Source organism: Bacillus sp. P4_D3 (assembly GCF_056401855.1).
In genome coordinates, this window is the sequence record NZ_JBFUIN010000041.1 from 1 (window position 1) to 21,212 (window position 21,212).

The window sequence follows — 21,212 nt, forward strand, 5'->3', positions numbered from 1 at the left end:
TTTACTTTTATATCATTATTCACTACTCTGCCYTAGTGTTAGCAGAGAGTCCTATAAACACACAAAAGCCCCTCTAGTATCTATTTACTAGAGGGGCTTTTCACCTTACTATTCCTTATCTTTCTCTACTTCTTTTTTCTCATCTTCTACTACAGATACGACAGGTTTATCGTTTGATAGTTGCTGTACTGCACCTTTTCCAGCAAATCCTTCTAGTAATTCTTTTAAATCAATACCAGAAGAAGCTTTTAGCGTTTCTTGCATCGTTGCCATTAAATCAGTCGCATAACCTGCAACTTTTCCGGCGCCGCTATTCTTTCCACCGCCGCCTGTATCGACAACTGTAATTTTATCAATATTGCTAAGTGGGCTTGCAATTTCTTTCGCATAGCTTGGAAGCATTTTAAGAACCATATCCATAATCGCGGCTTGCCCATATAATTCAAATGCTTCTGCAATTTTTTGTTTCGCTTCTGCTTCTGCTAAACCTTTTAACCTAATAACATCTGCTTCCGCTGTACCTTGTGCCTTTTGTACTTCTGCCTTTGCCTGACCTTGTGCTTTTTCAATTTCTGCTTTTGCTAAACCTTCTACACGAACTTCTTCTGCACGTGCTCTTGCTTCTGCTTCAATTTTATATTGATCCGCATCTGCTTTTTTCATTTGTTTTACTTTTTCCGCTTCAGCTGATTGTTCAACAGCATAGCGATCTGCATCTGCCTTTTTCTTTACTTCTGCATCGTATTGCTTTTCACGACGCGCAATCTCTTTTTCTTCTAACTCAATTTGCTTTTCACGCTCAATGATTTTAACTCGCATTTGCTCTTCTGTAACACCTTGTTGTGCTTTCGCTTGTTGTAATTCATAGGAAAGATCTGCATCTGCGCGAGCTTGTTCTTGATCTCTCTTATAAGATTGTACTTTTAATTCTTTATGTTTTTCAGCTTCAGCGATTTGTGCATCACGTTGATATTCTGCTTCTTTTGCTTCTTTCTCAGCACGAGCTTTTTCAATTCTCGCCTCTTTTTCACGCTCTGCATTTGCAACTGTTGCATCACGCTTAACCATTGCAATTTGCGGCTGACCAAGTGCATCTAAGTAACCGTTTTTATCCATTATTTCTTTAATTGTAAAGGAAACGATGCGAAGTCCCATCTTCTTCAAATCAGTCGAAGCTACTTCATGCACCTTTTGTGCGAATTGCTCTCTATTACTATAAGCATCTTCTACTGTCATAGAAGATAAAATAGCACGTAGATGCCCTTCTAAAACTTCTTTTGCTTCTACTTTTAACTCTTCCGTTTCTTTTCCTAAATATTGTTCAGCTGCTGTAGAAACTTCTTCAATTGTCGATCCTACTTTAATAATAGAAACACCGTTTACTGTAATCGGTACACCTTGTTTCGTATACGTATCACGTGTTCCAACTTCTAATTTGTAGTTTAATAAGCTAAGAAGTTCTGCTCGTTGCATAATTGGCACAACGAAAGTACCACCACCGCGGATAATCTTAATCTTCTTTCCATCATCAGTGGTAACAACATTCTTTCCACTACCAAGCCAGTTCCCTGTTACAATTAATGCTTCATCTGGACCAACTGTACGATACTTCGTAATGAATACTAAAATGAGTAGAAGTAAAATTGCGAGTAAAACTCCACCGATAATTAATGGAATCGTCATGTAAATTCCCCCTTATAATTTTGGTTTTTTTAAAGAATAAGCGATGTTTTGTACAAGCAAAACACCATCTTGAACTCCCTCGATAATAACTTCCGTTCCTTGTGAAATATCTTTCTTTCCAATTGTTTTAGCTGGGATTGCATTACTTCCAAATTTAGAGGAGATTAATACTTCACCAAATCCTTCTGTAGGAATTGTCGTAATGACTTCTCCCTTGCAACCAATGAATTCATCCATACGTTGCACCGTGTTTTGTTCTGCTTCTGCAATTGGTTTTAAAATTAATATTTTCATTATGAAAACACCGATGAAAGATATAGCAAATGAACCAGCAAAAATAATAGTACTATTAAAGGAAAATAAATATTCTCCTATATAACTAAGTCCACATAACATGGCGAAGAAACTAAGTAGTAAAGTAACAACGGATACAGATCCGCCCCCAAAACTAAATATTGATTCAAATATATCTCCAAAGAAAATATAAATAACAGTGAGTATAGTAGCAATAATAAATCCATATAAATAAATTATTTCAAGTGGATAACCAAACAAGACCATTTCTTATCCCCCTTTCTTAAACAATCCCTTTTTTGTTATGTGTATGCCTCACCTCTTTCAAAGATTATTAATCCTAATTTTCAGTTATTTAATTTTTAAAGAAAAACCTGTAAGACAGGTCTCTAAAAAAGAACAGGAGAAACCTATTGTGACAGGCTCCTCCTAGAAAATAACCGATATATTATATATCTATATAATATATTATTTTCCACAAAAAGTAAAGTTAAACATACATTGGAAAAGCATTTATTTTACTGATAATGCGTATGTTCCATCGCCATTATCATATTTATATACATACAAGTAGTACTTACCTGGTTTTGCATTAAATTTTGCTTCTATATAATTTCCATTAGCTTGACCGTAAGCTACATAATTTTGCATATCTGATTCATGGTGAAGTACCCATGTCATCCCGATTCCATGCTCATTTAAAACAGAAATATCGATATCTTTCGCTGATGCTACATTAAATGTATAAACATCGGTGTGATCCCCGCCGATAAGGCTACCTTTTATAGTAGTGTTTAGCCCGATACGATTTGCTTCCTCTGGACGATTATTTGGTTCAGATTCTGTTAAACGTCCATCTTTAATCGTAACAGTTGTTTCGCTTTTACTCTCTGTTCCTTTATCATCTTTTACTCTTAACGCTACTTTATAAGCTCCTTCTCTTTCATATGCATGTACTGGATTAACTTCTGTACTTGTTCCTCCGTCTCCAAACTCCCATGAATAAGAAACGATTTTTCCATCTTCATCGTTTGAGCCATCACTTTTGAATTGAATTCCTTCTTTTACAAGCCCATTATAAGGACCGTTTATATTAACTGTCGGAGCTTTATTTTCTCCGTCATCTTTTGCGATACCATGAAAGACTACATCATATTTAAATTGATTGGAACTATTCACACGATAATTGACGAAATATGCTGTAACCGTTTTGTAGCCGCTCCATTCTTTTTGCGGCAATTGTTCTAAAGCTTCATTTACTCTTTTACTCATTGCGTTCCAGTCTTCTGATTCACCTTTTGTTACACTACCTGTAAACGTACCTTCTAATGTAAATGTATTAAAGAATTGAGACTCATATTTTGTCATTTTTGTATCTTTCATAGACAACGTCTCACTAATTTCTTTCTTCACTTCTGTTAACGATTTTGGTGCATGTTCAGTTAAATAATCATCTGCTACTTCCGGCACATTATACTTATCTTGATTATCAATTAACTGCTGCATATAAGCTTGGTACTCTTTATTTAACTTCGGATCTTTACTTAAAGTTTCACGATATGTATCATAATTTTTCACGTCATTCGCACGAATTAAATCTTGAATTTTATCAAACGTTTCAAATTGATGAGTATATAAGTACGACTGCAATGCAAACGAGTAGTTATAGAAATCCCAAGAACCATATTTAGCAAATAGTGTACGCTCTGCCGTATAACGGCTTGCAGGATCAGATGATAACCCACTAATTATGCTCTTTCTCGGTACAACGTTATTCGTACGAGTAGATCCTGCGAAAAATTCTGCATTCCCTTCTTGGAACCAAGTTAATCTTTCATTTTGATACATATCTCCTCTTCCAAATAAACCTGGTACTTCATATCTTCCTTGAAGATAATGAGTAAACTCATGACGGAATAACTCTTCTAAACTATAAATACTTTGCTCTGGCGTACGCTCATATGTAAAGAATGTACCTGTCTCTTCAATATAAATTCCACCGTTATTCGTCTCATATCCGTACAGTTGTCTATTTAACTGATATTCATCCGGAGTATTATAAATTACTATCGTTAATACATCGTCTGCATTGCCTTGTTCTAAAGCTTTATCATTTCCAATTACACGATGATATTGAGCCTTTACTTCCTTTGCTGCCCAATATAATCTCTTAATTTTCTCTTCGGATACTTTATCTCCCGTTTTGAATACAATAGATCCATCATCAAATGTATACGTTTTTGGTAAGTATTGCTCTTTTCCTTCTTTACGTATCTTCTCTAAATCTACCGTATTCCCGCTATAATCTTTCCCATTATAGTTTGTTGTAATTTGTTCTACCGCAACAAAATACGGTTCACTTAAACGTGGATGCATATGCATCGCTTGTGTAGCAACCTCTAATCCTTTATTTGGATTGCTATGAAACTTCCCTAAACGGCTAGCAAAATAAATTCCATTATTAACGAGCCATTTATTTTCTGGCGTTACTTCATTTAGAAGAGCAATACGATTTATTTCATTAATAAACCCATCTATTTTTCCATACCACATCGTTTCATTCGCTTCTTTACGAGCCTCAATTAAGTAAGACTGTATATCATAGTCAATGCCTTGCATCATATCGTACACAGCTTGTCCTTTCATACGATCGTCTACATATGCATTAAAATTATCATTATATTGTTTTAAAATATTCGATGCGTATTGCACCGTTTCAACATCACTTGATGCATTACTAATTAATTTACCGTATGCAGATACTACTGTATCTTGCTCATTTGTTCCAAGCTTAAAGTTTGGATTTTTTGCGATTGCTTTTAAAGCAGGTAAACATTTGTCCTGGAAGCTTCTTTCATTTAAGGCGCTTAATTCATTATTATAAAATGCAAGATAAAAAGCTGAACGTAACACTTCAGTAAACGTTTGAATTCCTTTTGAATCCTCTTTTGTAAATGTACTGCCTCTATGAGCTAATTCGTCTATAACTGCTTGCATTTTCCCTTTGTCTTTATAAAAAGCCTTTGCATCTTCATTGAACTGGAATAAGTCTGTAATTTGATTCCATTTAATACTTCCTAGCGTTTCAACTAATTCTTGATTATTCATTTTATTTAAATCAGCCATTGAATAGCTTTCTTTAACTTGCTTTACTTCTGAACTCTTCATAATAGATGCTGGTCGCTGTGAAAAGTCTCCTACTTTTAAACGTTCTTGAAACGATAATGTTTCATCAACTTTCGAAATATGCCCAACTTCATCTACTGGTTTTTCAATTCCAACCGGTTTCGTTTTCAGCACATTATACGGTACTTTTTCTTCCGCTGATGCATGAGTTTGAAGTGCCCCTAACGATAGAGCCATTGTACTAATACTAAGCATAACTTTATTAATCTTTGATTTCTTGTTCATATCCTTGTCCCCCTATTTAAATATTCCATCCAAGAATTTAACATAAAATCTAGATACAGAGATATAAAATGCAATATTTCATATTATTTCTTCCTACATTTTGTACATATCGTGAACGAAAAGTACTCACAATTTCCGCTACAGTTTCTCCATTATTTAAGTGATCAAAACATCCTCGTATTAATATCCTTCCCCTATTCAAAAAGACCTTATCATAAGCATATTTCAACATGAAATTGCTATGATAAGGTCTTCTCAAAAATATATATATTCTTTGTAATAATAAGATAAAGCGTTATTCATTTCTTAAATAATCTCTTTCTAAATACAAACATACTTAATGCTGAAAGAACAAGTGCTAATCCAGAAAGTAAACTCGATGTGTTAGCTTGACCACCAGTTGCTGCTAAAGACTTCTGATTTTCCTCTTGCTTATTAGCATGTTGTTTATTTGAATCTTTTTCTTTCGTACTCTCTTGTCCTACCACTTTCATTGGCCCAACTTGATTATCCCCTTTTGGCTCTTGATCCAATCTAGTTGTCGCTTCTTTTACCTCTTCTTTTGTACCTTCAACTTCTTTTGTTTCTYCAACTTCTTTTKCTGGTTCTTTTACTTCTTCTTTTGTTTCTTCAACTTCTTTTGTCGGTTCTTTTACTTCTTCTTTTGTTTCTYCAACTTCTTTTKCTGATTCTTTCACTTCTTCTTTTGTWYCTTCAACTTCTTTTACCGGCTCTTTTACTTCTTCTTTTGTTTCTTCAACTTCTTTTACCGGCTCTTTTACTTCTTCTTTTGTTTCTTCAACTTCTTTTACCGGCTCTTTTACTTCTTCTTTTTCAGCTATATTTTGGATGACTGTTCCGTTAAAACTTATACTAATTTCATCAGAATCTAAATCAAATTTATACACCTTTTCACCTGGAGTACTCCATTTTATTACTCCGTTATTAAGCGTTCCGCCCTCACCTGCCATTTTGATATTGTCAATAGCTTCTCCTTCTAAGTCATATACAGGGACTTGAATTTCTTCATTTACTTTTGCTTCATCTAAAATGATTTTTTGTCTCCCGACATCAATTGAAAACCACTGCCCTAATTGTATTAACGGTCTTACATCACGAATCTCATTCCCAGCTAAATTCAAGCTAAGTAAGTCTAGCATTGAACCAATAACCGTCGCATCTTTAATATGATTGTCTGCAAGATTTAACCACTGTAAGTTTTTTAATGAAGATAACGGTGTTATATCTTCAATTTGATTATGAGATACATTCACATTATTCAATTGTTTCAAGTTTGAGATGAACTCAATATTTTTCAAGCCTACTCCTTCTAAAGTGAGGTTTTCTAAGTTCGTCATGTACTCTAAACCTGTTACATCTTTTATCTCTTTTCCTTTTTCTTTAAGTATCTCTAATGTTTTAATCTGTAATAAATCTTCTTTTGTTATAGGAGCGTTTAAATTCTCTCTACCTAAATTCTCTTTATTAATATGTTGTTGTAAATGTTTATCCAGGATTACATTTTGACTTTCTTTTTGTTTTTCAACTATTTTCTGGACAACCATCCCATTAAATCTTATTTTACTTTCAGCAGAATTCATATCTAGTTTAAATTCATATATTTTTTCTCCAGGGCTATTCCATTTTATAAATCCGTTATTCAGAGTAGCACCCTCACTTTTCAAATTAATATTTTGAAGTGGTTCTCCTTTAAGATTATATATTGGAATTGTTATTTCTTCATCTACGCTTGCTTCATCTAAAAAGATTTTTTGTCTCTGAATGTCAATCCAAATTCGCTTACCTAGTTCTTGAACAGGCCTTATATCAAAAATCTCATTCGCTGCAAGGTTTACTTCGTATAAATCTGTTAGCTCGCCAAGTGCTGATATATCAGAAATATAATTCTCTTCTAAATTCAGTACTTGTAATTTTCCTAATTTAGATAATGGTGATATATCTTTTAGTTCACTATCAGCAATTTCTAGTTCAATAAGATTACTCATTTTACTAATAGGCTCAACATCACTAATTTTATTATTTCCTATCCATAGTAGTTTCACATTCTTTAACTTCTCAATACCCGAAAGATTACTAATTTGATTATTTGCTAAGTATACTTCTTCTAACGATAACACTGTAAATAATGGTGTAAGATCCTTTATATTATTACCGATTAAATCTAATATTTTAATCTTTTTCATTTGACTTAACGGTGTAAGATCTGCAATTTTATTATCTCTTAAAAAGAGCATGTCAAGATTCTCTAGCTTAGAAACGGGTTGAATGCTTTCAATTGGATTAGAGGATAAATCTAAATATTTCAAATGTCTCAATTCTGAGATAACAGATATGTCTGTTACGTTAGACTCTCTTAATGTCAACTTCTCTAAGTTTGTCATATATTCTAAACCAGCTATTTCATTTATTCCTTCACCTGAATATATGGTTAATGTTTTAATCTTTAATAAATCTTCCTTCGTTATAGGTTCATTTATATGTTTTCTATCTAAATTGTACTTATTAATATGCTGTTGTAATTTCTTATCAACTATTACATTCGCAACTTTTTCTTGTTGTTCCACTTTATCCTCTTTATTTTCCTTTTGCTTTTCTGGAACATTATTTTCTAAATTTAAAGTATTTACTTCAAACTGTACTTGATATTTATTGTTATATCCCATTGTTGGGATATAAATATGCATTTGCATATTATACCTTTTTCCTAGTTCTCCAACTTCAAATTGAATAACCTTCGTCCCATTTTTCTTTTTATCCTCAGATATTACTTTCACATCATGAAACACACCAGGAGTATGAATATCCTCTGTTTTCAAGTATTGAAAGAAATCACTATCACTTAACGTTGCCGTTACGATTTTCTTTCCATTCTCGATTGTTAATTTCGGATCCTTTATATAAATAGCTGCCATGGACTCTTCATTTGTTTTATCTTTATACGCTTTAATAACAGCATCATATGTACCATTTTCTAAAGCATATCCAGTTTTATTTGCCTCAATTGCTACTGCCGCTAAAGCAGGTGTCGAATATACAGCAAACGGTAACGATAACGTCGCCGCTATTAACATTGCATTTATATGTTTTCTTTTATTTTTTTTAACTTTACATCTCCTCCGAAATATATAAATCAAAATGTAATCATTCTCGAATAAATGATAATGATTTTCATTATCATTGTCAACTAAAAAAATAAAAAGTTTACAAAAAAATAAACCCCTTCAAAAGGGGTTATGCCATTTTCTCTCCTGATTCTTCTTTAAAAAAGCTCTTCATCGCATGAAATACATCTGCTTTTTGTTTTAAAATATAATATCTGAAGTTCTCATCTTTAATATTTTTATAGGCTGACATGAGCGTACTATGGCGGTTGTACTGATTCACTTCCCCATACCCAAACATATTACACTTCTTCATCAACTCTTCAACAAGCTTTACACATCTAGCATTATCCGAAGTTAAATTATCACCGTCTGAAAAATGGAATGGATAAATATTATAACGGTCTGGTGAATATTTATTATCGATTAACTCAAGTGCTTTTTTGTATACGGAAGAACAGATCGTTCCACCACTTTCTCCTTTTGAGAAAAATTCTTCTTCTGTAACGACCTTCGCTTCCGTATGATGGGCAATAAACTCAATGTCTACGGTTTCATACTTTGTGCGTAAAAATCTTGTCATCCAGAAAAAGAAGCTACGTGCCATATACTTCTCCCATATCCCCATCGATCCACTCGTATCCATCATCGCTAATACAACAGCTTTTGAATCTGGCTTTAACACTTCATTCCAAGTACGGAACTTTAAATCTTCTTGGTGAATTGGATGGAAAGATGCTTTACCACGCATTGCATTTCGTTTATATGCAGATATCATCGTTCGCTTCTTATCGATATTTCCCCATAATCCTGTTTTTCTAATATCATTAAATTCAATGTGTTCAATCCGGTTTTCATCCAGTTCTTTTCTCTTTAAATTAGGCAACTCTAACTCTTTGAAAAACGCTTGCTCCAATTCTAAAATTGAGACTTCTGCTTCATAATAATCTTCTCCAGCTGCATCTCCTGCCCCTTGCCCTTTTCCTGGTCCTTTCTGCTTTTGACCACCTGATCCATCTCTCGCAACGACATCGCCAACTTTGCTGTCACCGTTCCCTTGCCCAACATGTTTATTTTTATCATAATTGTATCTAATCTTATATTCATCTAAAGAACGAATCGGTATTTTCACAACATCCCTACCATTAGACATAACAATATTTTCTTCCGTTACAAGATCTGGTAAATTATTTTTAATTGCCTCTTGTACTTTTTCTTGATGGCGTTGTTGGTCGTCATATCCTTTGCGATGGAGGGACCAGTTTTCCTGTGAAATTGTATAGTTTGGTTGATTTTCTTCGCCCATGCCTTTCCCCCCTTACTGTATTTGTTTTCTCTTATGAACAGCAATCTATAATTTTGTTTTCTAGTGTGCGTAACTATAATATTTGAAAAATAACTGTTCATCGAAAATCATCCCATAAACATATATAGCGTTTTTCATACAATACTCCGAGCATCTTAAACAAAATTTTGCCACTCACATAATAGAAAGAAACATTCAGCCGTTGATAAGAAAGAAACACAATGCATTGTTGCACACATTTTCGTTTTGCAACATATTGTATTGTGTTGGCTTTTTTGTATGAATGGTTGGTTACTCTATCATATGCATATTGTAAAAATAATTGACAATAAATTCATAAAATCGCATCTTAATTTATTATATTCGGACAAGCTATGACATTTTTTACAAATATCAATAGATAACAAAACGCCGTCCCAAGAATAAGAGACAGCGTTTTGTTATCAAACTATCGATTTAACAAACTACCTACATATCGTAACAATTCATTCGCGGATGAAGAATTATAACCATGCTCATCAATTAAGCGTGCAACAACATCATTGATTTTCTTAAGCTGATTTTCGTCTGGTGTTTTCGTTGATGTTGTAATTTTCACTATATCTTTTAAATCAGCAAATAGTTTTTTCTGAATCGCTTCACGAAGACGTTCGTGTGAATTATAATCAAAGCGCTTCCCTTTACGTGCATAAGCAGAAATGCGAATTAAAATTTCTTMACGGAATGCCTTTTTAGCATTTTCTGAAATTCCAATTTGCTCTTCAATCGAACGCATAAGTTTTTCATCTGGGCTCATTTCTTCACCTGTTAAAGGATCACGTAATTTTGATTTATTGCAGTACGCTTCGACGTTATCTAAGTAATTATCCATAAGTGTCTTAGCTGATTCTTCGTATGAATAAACAAACGCTTTTTGTACTTCTTTCTTAGCAATTTCATCGTATTCTTTTCTCGCTAATGAGATGAAATTCATATAGCGCTCTCGGTCTTCACTACTAATTGACGGGTGCTGATCCAATCCGTCTTTTAACGATCTCAGTACATCTAGTGCATTAATAGATGGTACCTCTTTTCGAATAATTGTAGAAGAAATTCGGTTAATGACATAACGAGGATCAATCCCCTTCATACCTTCATCTTGATATTCGCGTTGCAATTCTTCTACATCAATCGCATTATACCCTTCTACCGTTTCTCCATCATATAAACGCATCTTTTTAATTGAATCAATATCCGGACGCTTCGGATCTTTTAAACGAGTTAAAATAGTGAACATTGCTGCAACGCGAAGTGTATGCGGTGCAATATGAACATTGGACACATCACTTTCACGAATCATTTTTTCATAAATATGTTCTTCTTCACTAACCCGTAAATTATATGGAACCGGCATTACAATAATTCGTGAATGCAATGCTTCATTTTTCTTATTTGCTATGAAGGAACGATACTCTGTTTCATTTGTATGCGCTACAATTAATTCATCTGCTGAAATAAGCGCAAATCTGCCTGCCTTGAAATTTCCTTCTTGTGTAAGCGATAATAAATGCCATAAAAATTTCTCATCACATTTTAGCATCTCTTGGAATTCCATCATTCCACGGTTCGCCTTATTTAATTCTCCATCAAATCGATATGCACGAGGATCTGATTCCGAACCGTATTCTGCAATTGTAGAAAAGTCTAGACTACCTGTTAAATCGGCAATATCTTGTGATTTTGGATCAGAAGGACTAAATGTACCAATTCCTGTACGGCGATCTTCAGAGAAGAAAATACGCTCTACAACTACATCCTCAATTCTTGACCCGTATTCTTGCTCTAGACGCATAACATTTAATGGTGATAAATTCCCTTCAATTCTTACTCCATACTCATCAAAGAAATCATTCCGTAAATGCTGCGGAATTAAATGAAGTGGATCTTCATGCATTGGGCAGCCTTTTAATGCAAAAATCGCTCCACGATCTGTTCGTGAATATGTTTCTAATCCTCGTTTCAACATCGTAACTAATGTTGATTTCCCCCCACTAACAGGCCCCATTAATAACAAAATACGTTTTCTAACATCTAATCGTTTTGCAGATGGATGAAAATATTCTTCCACAAGGCGTTCTAAAGCATCCTCTAATCCAAATAGCTGATTACTAAAGAAGTTATATTTTCTTCTACCATCAACTTCTTCAATTCCAGCATCTTTTATCATATTGTAAATGCGAGAGTGTGCTGTTTGAGCCACCCATGGTCTTTCTTTCACAAGCTCCAAATACTCCGCAAACGTACCTTCCCATTGTAAACGTTCTTCTGCTTCCCGATATTGTTCAATTTTCTTTAGAATATCCATTATAGCTCCTCCCCCATCTCCTTGTTCAATCGGATTATTATAAAAGGTATGCTAGGATGTCCTTAAACATTCTTTAAATCAAAACGAAATATATAATAGCGCTATAAAATTCTCTCCAAAATTCAAAGAAAATTCTGTATAATAAAGGTATTAAAGTTTTTACGCTGCTATTCATTGTAAATAAATTCTTTTCTTCTAGGAACCTTACATACATTTCGATTCACAAATAGGATTCGTAAACCGAAAAAGTAAGGAGGAAATTAGGATGAAGTTATTATTAATTTTAGGTGTATCACTCACATTTCTTACAGCTATTTTCACATCTGGTTATAACGATAAACCAGGTACACATAAAAAGTGATGTGCTGAAAAGCACATCACTTTTTTTCTTGTTTTTTATACACTATTTAAAATAAATATTTTCCACATCGTATATCGATAAAGGACGATTATAAAAATAACCTTGTACGAGTTTCACATTCTTTTCCTTTAAAAATTGTATTTGTTCCGCTTTTTCTACTCCTTCTGCAATTACATTTAACCCTAGAGTATGTGCTAAATGAATAATTGCAGCTGTAATATTCGTATCTCTTTCATCTATATATATACCTTCCATAAAAGAACGATCAATTTTTAACGTATCAATCGGATATGTTTTTAAATAACTTAAAGATGAATATCCCGTTCCAAAGTCATCTAAATGAATCTTTAAATTTTGTTCTTTTAACTGCATTAACACTCTTTTCGATAAATCTTTATGTATAAGAGCCCCTTCTGTAACTTCTATTGCTAATAAATGAGGGGGGACGTTGTACTTATTTAAAGCACGTGTAATCATCTCTATTAGTGTAATAGAACGAAAATGTCTAGCTGAAATATTAACTGCAATTGGTACAACTTCATACCCTTTATTTAACCATTCACGTATCTGTTCACAAACTTGATGTACTACCCATTCATCAAGTTTAATAATAAATCCTGTTCTTTCAGCAAGTGGGATAAATTGATTTGGCGAGACAAATCCTAGCTCCTTATTCTCCCACCTTATTAATGCTTCCATACTGGCTATCTTTCCCGTTTCAATATTAATTTGAGGTTGATAATATAGGAAAAATTCATTTTTCTCTATAGCACGATGTAACTGATTCTCTATTATAAACCTTTGTTCACGTTCACAATCTAATCCACTACAATAAAAATAATAATATCCTTTTCCCTTTTCCTTTGCTTTTTCCAAAGCTGTGTCGACTCTTTGGAAAAGCATTTTTTCATCCATTCCATCTTTTGGAGCCATTACAATCCCAATTGATGCACTCAAATAAACATCCTCTTCTTCTATTACAAAATGCTCACTAATTCTTTTTAATATTGTTTGTGCCACTTCCTCTACGCATTCTTTCGTTATATTTTCTATTAACATAACAAATTGATCATCATGTTCTCTAAATAAATGCATATCTTCTATTTTTAGTTCTCGTAGACATTCAGTAACTTTTTTTAATACTTGATCCCCTTCTTTATGACCAAATGTATCATTAATAAGGTGAAATTCATCCAAATCTATAAAAACCAATGCAAATTCTTTATTATCATCTAAAAATTCATTTAGTTTATTTGTACATGATATTCTATTCATTAACCCCGTTAACTGATCGAAGTAAGCCAAATACTCTGTTTTCATCTCATTTAATACTTGCCTCGTAACATCCCTCGTAACAATGTACACCCCGACGATTTCACTATTCACAATAATGGGGATAGTCCTCACAGAAATATAAAGTTCATATCCTTCTTTATGAACATATTTCTTTGCAACAATTTGTTTTGCTTTTCCCTGTAAAGCATTCTTAAATATAGTTTGAACAGTTTTTTCATATTCTTTATTTATAAACTGAAAAATAAATTGGTCCTTTAACTCTTCATATCGATACCCAAAAATTTCATAAGTTGCTGGATTTGCATATGTAATTCTTCCAATAGAATCTACAGATACAATGGAATCATTATTATATTCTAGTAATGACTTAAATAACATTTGTTTTTCTTCTATTTCCGCTTTTTTCTTAACCTGTGCTGTAATATCTCTAGTAATACAAATAATAAACTGACATGTTCCATTTACATCGCATACTGGATTAAGTGAAGATTCATAATGTATATCACCAGTTGGCAAACTAATTACATCACAAAACGTATTTGCTCTCGCTTCTCTCATTACTTTTTCATATTGTCCTTGCAATAACCTTGCCGTATCTTCTGGTAATACTTCTGCAAAAGTTTTTCCATAACATTCTTTCCCTAGCCTGGCGTGATCCATTCCTATTTTATTCACATAAATATATTTAAAAGTTTCATCGTCAATAACTTTCACAATAAACACTAAATCTTGAATAGCATGTAACAGTCCCTGTCTTACTAAATCCATATCTATCATACTTAAAAAGGTATTTTGATTATTATATTGTTCCTTCATATTTATCTCAACCCGTCTTATCTATTTTTATTCATATATCTCATTCTATATGAATATGTACCTTTTTTAAAATGTATGATTACATATTTTTTAAAAAAATAAAAAAGTCGCCAAATGGCGACTTTTAATAAACGATTTCTAAATCTAATCCTGGATAATTTTGTTGACGGAACKCTTCATAAATTAAAATTGCTGCTGTATTAGATAAATTTAATGAACGTACTTTATCCGTCATTGGAATACGTAAACAATGATCGAAGTTTTCTTCAATTACATTAGCTGGTAATCCATTTGTTTCTCTTCCAAATACGAAATAGTAATCCTTCTCACGTTTGCTATAATCAAATGCTGTATGAGCTTTCTCGCCATACTTTGTTAAATAGAAGAATTCACCATCTTTATTTTTCTCATAAAATTCTTCGATTGAATCATAATACGTAACTTTTACGTGCTGCCAATAATCTAGTCCTGCACGCTTTAACATTTTGTCATCCGTTGAAAATCCAAGCGGTCTAATCAAATGTAACTCTGTTCCAGTTGCTGCACAAGTACGTGCAATATTCCCTGTATTTGCTGGAATTTCTGGTTGATATAAAACAACATGTACTCCCACGCGATATTCACCTCTATTTTTTGTCTACTACGTATTATACCACTTGAACGAAAAATCTCTACCCATTAATAATATGAAAGAATTTATATTTCATTTGTGGTGTATATTTACTAGAGTCTTCATAGTTCCAATAACGCCTGCGGCTATTCGCTGAATGTGCATTTACAAGCGGCATACCATCTGCGTCTTTTGCTACTACAATTGTCGTATGATTCCACCTACCATCATCCTCAAAATCATACGCAATTACATCGCCAAGAATAAGGTCTTCTGGCTTTTCTACTGCTTCTGCTCGAAGACCAGCTGTAGCACCTGACAAATACCAATAAAAAGAGTGTGCTACAGCCCAGCTCCAACTCCACTGGTTTCCCCTTTGCCACCACCCTTTACGAATATTAGGATGTCCATTCATTGGCACTTCTCCAGTGTGCAGACATTGTGAAATGAAATTTGTACAATTATCAGGAAAATTACGGTATGCAGGATTGCGATCATCCCACCAACGCTCTGCATACTTCACTGCCTCTAAACGATTATATTGATATGAACCATATTTTTCTTTCGTGACTTCCCGTTCTAACGTTTCACCTATTTCTATTTCTTCTGACACTTCAAGAGCATAATCATCTATTATACGACTATTTTTCAAACAAACTCGTCGTTTTAATTGTTCCTCTTCGATATAAAATAATTCTTTATGCTTAATTAAATATTTCAAGTGTATTTGATAATCAATTTCTTGATGCTCATTACTATTTAATTGTCTAATGAAAGAAATATCTGCAGTTGCTTTMACTATATTTGCACTACGCTTTTGAAACAATTGTTTCTTTCTCTGTACCATTTGTAACAAATCTATTGCAATACCATCTACATCTGTTCGTTTCTCTGTTATATATGCTAAAAACTGTTGCACTTGCTTTTCAATATTCGCTTTTATAACCATTTCGTCTCCCTCCCATATTACAATATGAAAAAGGGAGATATTATCTACTCTTTTTTCTGTGCTAACAATTCAAGTCCACGATTCATTTCATGAAGAACCTCTTCATCTTTCTCACGTTCCATCGCTTTCTCAATGTCTTCTCCTACTCCATCTCCACCAATTTTCCCAAGTGCCCATGCTGCTGTTCCCCGAAGTACTGGTCTTGGATCATCTTTCATAACACCGATTAAATCAGGAATTGCTGCTGTTTCTTTAAAATGTGCAAGTGCTAAAATAGCATTTCGTTGCAATGGCTTTTTACCTCTCCATGAACCAGACATAACCCCATATTTTCCCTTGAAATCACGATTACTAATTGTTAAAAGTGGTGTTAATAATGGTTTAACTAATTCAGGATCAGGCTCCATTTCAGGATGGTTATGAAAATCCATTCCTTTATTTTTCGGACAAACAGTCTGACACGTATCACATCCATATATACGATTTCCTATTTTATCGCGATATTCTTCAGGCAGAAATCCTTTTGTCTGTGTTAAAAATGCAATACATTTCTTCGAGTCCAACTGGCCGCCTTGTACTAAAGCACCTGTAGGACAAATATCAATACATTTCGTACAACTTCCACATTGATCTTCTATTGGCCGATCAGGAGGGAACGGAACATTCGTAATCATTTCTCCTAAGTATACATACGAACCAAATTCCGGCGTAATAATAGCGCAGTTCTTACCACTCCATCCAATACCGGCACGCTCTGAAACAGCTCGATCACTTAGCTCCCCTGTATCAACCATTGACTTCACTTCTATATCCGGAAGCTTTTCGATTAAATACGCCTCTAACTTTTGCAAACGATCTCGTAAAACAAGGTGATAATCTTGGCCCCAAGAAGCACGACAAAAAATCCCGCGACGTTCTCCACGCTTACTTAATGGTGCATTTTTTAATTTTGAAGGGTACGCTAAAGCAATCGCAATAATTGATTTCGCACCAGGTAACAATAGCTGTGGATTCGTTCTCTTCTCTATATCAGGTTCTTCGAATCCAGACTGATAATTCAATTGTTGCTGCTGGATTAGACGCTGCTTTAACTCCTCAAATGGTGAAGCACTGGCAAAACCTATTTTATCTATACCAATCGTTTTACTATACGCAATTACATCTTGCTTTAATTGTTCAAAATCCATTCTTTATCGCCTCCTCCGATGAATCCATCCCTTATGTAACGACTATATTGGTTAGCAATTCACTTTTGGAATAATATTCTTTACTTCTATTTTCGCATATAATTATGATTTTCAAACATTAAAAAAACGCAATGCTTCGTTTATCTTAGAAACGAAACACTGCGTTGATCACAATTTATCAGAAAAACATTAAATAAAATTTGGAGCGGGTGAAGAGAATCGAACTCTCGACCAGAGCTTGGAAGGCTCTTGTTTTACCACTAAACTACACCCGCAAATATGAATAAATATAAGATATTGAAATAACTTATGTAAAGTAGTATAGCATGTAAAAAAAATCGAAGCAAGAAATTTATCGAAAAAAGTCGAAAAAGTGATGAGATACCTCATCACTTTTTCAATTCTTTATCAATCGCCTTCTTCATACTATCGAAATCAGGGTTTGCAAGATTCCCATTTATATATACTGAAGGAGCACCTTGAACTTTTAATTTTTGAGCACGATCTGAATCTTTACGTACTTTGTCTTTCATTTCTTTACTGTGTAAATCTTTTTTAAACTGTTCTACATTAATTTTCGGAAGCTTTTCTTTCACAATATTAAGAAGTAATTCTTCTGTAATCCATTCTTCCGTATCTTTCTTTTGATTTTGATAAATCTCATCATAGAAAATCCAGAATGAATCTTGATCTTGTTTATAAATTGCTTCACCGGCAGCTGCACCTAAATCAGAGTCTTTTCCGATAAACGGGAAGTTAATAAAATATAACTGCACTTTACCTTTATCAATATACTCTTCTTTTAATCGTGGTAATACCGTTACATCCCAAGTACGACAAGCAGGACATTTAAAGTCTCCAAATTCAACTACCTTAACTGGAGCATCATCTTTCCCTAAAGATTGTTGCGTAGAATAAGCAAACATCTCATTCCCTTTATCTTTCTTGTCATTTATGATGCTATACACAATCGTCCCGATTACAATCAATACTGCGATAGAAAAAACTACACCAAGAACCATGAGTTTGTTCGATGATTTCATATACATTCCTCTTTAAATTCATATTCTGTATACAGCATTGTACACAATACACATAATATCAATACTTACATAGGTCACGCAATGAACACGCTCACATAAATTACAAAAATACAACATTTGTGACGATATTGTGTCACGATTTGTCACAATTTATTCAAAAAAAGAAGTTCCTATATAGGAACTTCCCTTAACTTACTGCTTTTTCACGGGCATTTTTTAACATGGATTGCTCTGTTTTTATATCATGACGAATTACTAATTTCTCACTAACTGCTTGCACATATTCATCATGATTTATATACCCTTCTTTCTCCATTAGCCTTAAAACTACATTCCGTCTCTCAACTGCTTTATCATAATTTTGTGCAGGTGAGTAATAAGCTGGTGCTTTTACTACAGCAGCCATCATTGCACTCTCTGCCAATGTTAATTGATCCACCTTTTTACCGAAGTAAAGGTTTGCTGCTTTTTCAATTCCCCATGCTCCTTCTCCGTAGTAAATATTACTCACATATAATTTTAAAATCTCATCCTTTGTGAATGTACGTTCAATTTTTTTCGTATAAAAAATTTCTTTCCACTTACGAGAAAATGTACGTTCATTAGATAAAAAAGCATTTTTAGATAGCTGCTGTGTAATTGTGCTTCCTCCTTGCACAACACCACCAGCTTTTATATTTTCAATAGAAGCTCGAATAATTGCTATATAGTCTAAACCGTTATGATGATAAAACCTTTTATCTTCCGTCGCAATAAATGCGTGTGTTAATGATTCTGGCACCTCTAACTTAGCGGGTACATGTAATTTACTAATATCACTTCGCTCAATCATTACATTTCCAACGAATAATAATGCAAAACTTAACAATAATAATAATATAATGGCTTTATAAAGAAATTTAGTTAATGGATTTAATGCAACTTTTTGATGATAATTCACTCTAGATAATACTCGTTCTTTCATCTCGAACACCTCTTTTCCACACAGCATATATAACTCTTAATTTAAGAATACCTTGTTGTAAAAGAATATCCCATCGATTTCTCTTACACCTACCTTACAACATTGTAAGGTGTAAAAATGTATTGTATCACAGTCCTTTTTTATCTACTATTCATATGAAATGTTGAATATACATTTATTTATCATACTATTTATAGGAAGTAGGACTCTCCTTCATTTCACTTTATTCTTTTATTATATCAGTTTATACATTTATACTTTTAAACATCTAGCAATCTAATTATATATGATATATCACTATTATACAGAACAAACGTTCCGTAAATCAATAGTAGCTTTCGGATTATCTCGCTATTTGTGGGCAGTAAGACTTCTCCCTCAAAACTTGGCTAAAGCTAGAAAATTAGGTAGTAGCCCTGCTTCCTCCACTAATTATTAGCCTACACTTTATTATTGTGACCTTTTTCTGAAACAGTATACATAAAGAAAAAGTTAGCAATTTGAGATGTCCTCAAATAACTAACCAAAACTTTACAATCTTCCTATAAGATTATATGGCTGAACTTCCCATGTTTCGTATGGAATGAAATGCATTGCTTTCATCGCATCAAGTGTCCTTGATTTCATATGAGGACGCGTTATATACTCATCAATGTTCTCTTCGTTTAAAGCAACAAATTTAGCATCTTGTATTTCTTCAGGTTGAATTTTTATTTCACCACTAACATATGCTACTTTAAAAACAACAGCTACAATATGCATAGAAGCATTATAATAAATCCCTGTAACTCCGATAGGCTTCACAGTTAAACCTGTTTCCTCCATTATTTCTCTGCAAACAGCTTGATCGAGCGCTTCCCCTTCTTCTACCTGTCCTCCAGGCATTTCCCACGTATCAGCTCGCCAGTGCACTTTCGTTAAAAGCACCTCATTCTTTTCATTTGTTAAGTAACCTGCTACAGCAACAATATGCTTTGGTGTTTTATGCTCCACAGAAATACCTCCTAGAAATACGATTATTTCATATATATCATATAACCATATTCCCTCCCGACAATAAAAACACCTTTAAAAAACCCATAAAAAAGAGACCCTATTCGCTAAACGAAAGGGTCTCCTGTCTTATTATTCTCCTAAGTCTACGTTGTGGTAAACTTGTTGTACATCTTCTAAATCTTCTAATGCATCAACCATTTTTTCAAATTGTACTTGAGCATCTTCAGGAAGTTCTACATCACTTTGTGCAAGCATTGTTAATTCTGCAACTGTAAATTCTTCAACACCAGCACCTTTAAGTGCAGATTGTACTGAATGGAACTGATCAGGTTCAGCATAAACGATAACAGAATCTTCTTCTTCTAGAATGTCACGTGCATCTACATCTGCTTCCATTAAAATTTCAAGAACTTCATCTGATGTTTTACCTTCAAGACCGATAACAGCTGTCGCATCAAACATGTAAGCCACAGAACCGTTTACACCCATGTTACCACTGTTTTTGCTAAATGCAGCTCGTACATCTGCTGCAGTACGGTTTACGTTATTTGTCAGTGTATCTACAATTACCATAGATCCGTTTGGTCCAAAGCCTTCATAACGAAGCTCGTCATAGTTTTCTTCTGAACCGCCTTTTGCCTTTTCAATCGCACGGTCAATAATTGTTCTTGGCACGTTGTATGTTTTCGCACGTTCTAATACAACTCTTAACGTTTGGTTTGATTCTGGATCTGGCTCGCCTTGTTTTGCTGCCACATAAATTTCACGTCCAAATTTCGCGTATATACGGCTTGTATTTGCATCTTTTGATGCTTTTTTTTCTTTAATAT

At 33.7% G+C, this 21,212-nt stretch carries 14 protein-coding genes and 1 tRNA gene; all 15 read right to left on the bottom strand.

What is annotated here, in order from left to right; translation table 11 throughout:
* Window positions 1-108: 108 nt before the first annotated feature.
* The 15 genes from AC1DTM_RS08695 to AC1DTM_RS08765 all read right to left on the bottom strand — a co-directional run bounded on the left by AC1DTM_RS08695 (window position 109) and on the right by AC1DTM_RS08765 (window position 21,210).
* Window positions 109-1,683: a flotillin family protein gene (locus tag AC1DTM_RS08695; RefSeq protein ID WP_016103481.1), complete on the bottom strand. Its 1,575-nt coding sequence runs from the start codon at window positions 1,681-1,683 to the stop codon at window positions 109-111.
* A 12-nt stretch (window positions 1,684-1,695) separates the two neighbouring features.
* On the bottom strand, window positions 1,696-2,244 hold the full coding sequence (locus AC1DTM_RS08700; protein WP_016103480.1) for an NfeD family protein: 549 nt from the start codon (window positions 2,242-2,244) through the stop codon (window positions 1,696-1,698).
* A gap of 246 nt (window positions 2,245-2,490) precedes the next feature.
* The gene (gene colA, locus AC1DTM_RS08705; protein ID WP_477000163.1) at window positions 2,491-5,388 is read right to left on the bottom strand and encodes a collagenase ColA; all 2,898 of its coding nucleotides are present in this window, start codon (window positions 5,386-5,388) and stop codon (window positions 2,491-2,493) included.
* A gap of 299 nt (window positions 5,389-5,687) precedes the next feature.
* On the bottom strand, window positions 5,688-8,480 hold the full coding sequence (locus AC1DTM_RS08710; RefSeq protein WP_477000164.1) for a leucine-rich repeat domain-containing protein: 2,793 nt from the start codon (window positions 8,478-8,480) through the stop codon (window positions 5,688-5,690).
* A gap of 160 nt (window positions 8,481-8,640) precedes the next feature.
* Window positions 8,641-9,816, bottom strand: a complete 1,176-nt coding sequence (yhbH, locus tag AC1DTM_RS08715) for a sporulation protein YhbH (RefSeq protein WP_002113900.1) — start codon at window positions 9,814-9,816, stop codon at window positions 8,641-8,643.
* Between the two features lie 448 nt (window positions 9,817-10,264).
* A complete protein-coding gene (locus AC1DTM_RS08720; protein ID WP_477000165.1) occupies window positions 10,265-12,160 on the bottom strand; it encodes a PrkA family serine protein kinase in 1,896 nt (631 codons plus the stop codon).
* A gap of 403 nt (window positions 12,161-12,563) precedes the next feature.
* A complete protein-coding gene (locus AC1DTM_RS08725; protein WP_088098684.1) occupies window positions 12,564-14,633 on the bottom strand; it encodes a sensor domain-containing protein in 2,070 nt (689 codons plus the stop codon).
* Between the two features lie 124 nt (window positions 14,634-14,757).
* On the bottom strand, window positions 14,758-15,246 hold the full coding sequence (trmL, locus tag AC1DTM_RS08730) for a tRNA (uridine(34)/cytosine(34)/5-carboxymethylaminomethyluridine(34)-2'-O)-methyltransferase TrmL (RefSeq protein ID WP_477000166.1): 489 nt from the start codon (window positions 15,244-15,246) through the stop codon (window positions 14,758-14,760).
* A gap of 58 nt (window positions 15,247-15,304) precedes the next feature.
* Window positions 15,305-16,192, bottom strand: coding sequence for an amidase domain-containing protein (locus tag AC1DTM_RS08735; protein ID WP_016103475.1), 888 nt, complete (start codon window positions 16,190-16,192; stop codon window positions 15,305-15,307).
* A 44-nt stretch (window positions 16,193-16,236) separates the two neighbouring features.
* Entirely contained in the window at window positions 16,237-17,379 is a 1,143-nt protein-coding gene (gene queG / locus AC1DTM_RS08740) for a tRNA epoxyqueuosine(34) reductase QueG (RefSeq protein ID WP_002159370.1), read from the bottom strand.
* A 201-nt stretch (window positions 17,380-17,580) separates the two neighbouring features.
* A tRNA-Gly gene (locus tag AC1DTM_RS08745) sits at window positions 17,581-17,654 on the bottom strand.
* 114 nt (window positions 17,655-17,768) lie between these two features.
* Window positions 17,769-18,422, bottom strand: coding sequence for a DsbA family protein (locus tag AC1DTM_RS08750; protein ID WP_002113880.1), 654 nt, complete (start codon window positions 18,420-18,422; stop codon window positions 17,769-17,771).
* A 187-nt stretch (window positions 18,423-18,609) separates the two neighbouring features.
* A complete protein-coding gene (locus tag AC1DTM_RS08755) occupies window positions 18,610-19,386 on the bottom strand; it encodes a transglycosylase domain-containing protein (RefSeq protein WP_002113878.1) in 777 nt (258 codons plus the stop codon).
* 531 nt (window positions 19,387-19,917) lie between these two features.
* The gene (locus tag AC1DTM_RS08760; protein ID WP_002201842.1) at window positions 19,918-20,379 is read right to left on the bottom strand and encodes an NUDIX hydrolase; all 462 of its coding nucleotides are present in this window, start codon (window positions 20,377-20,379) and stop codon (window positions 19,918-19,920) included.
* A gap of 132 nt (window positions 20,380-20,511) precedes the next feature.
* Window positions 20,512-21,210 (bottom strand): YebC/PmpR family DNA-binding transcriptional regulator, encoded by a 699-nt coding sequence (locus tag AC1DTM_RS08765; protein WP_477000167.1) that lies wholly within the window; start codon window positions 21,208-21,210, stop codon window positions 20,512-20,514.
* Between the last annotated feature and the right edge of the window lie 2 nt (window positions 21,211-21,212).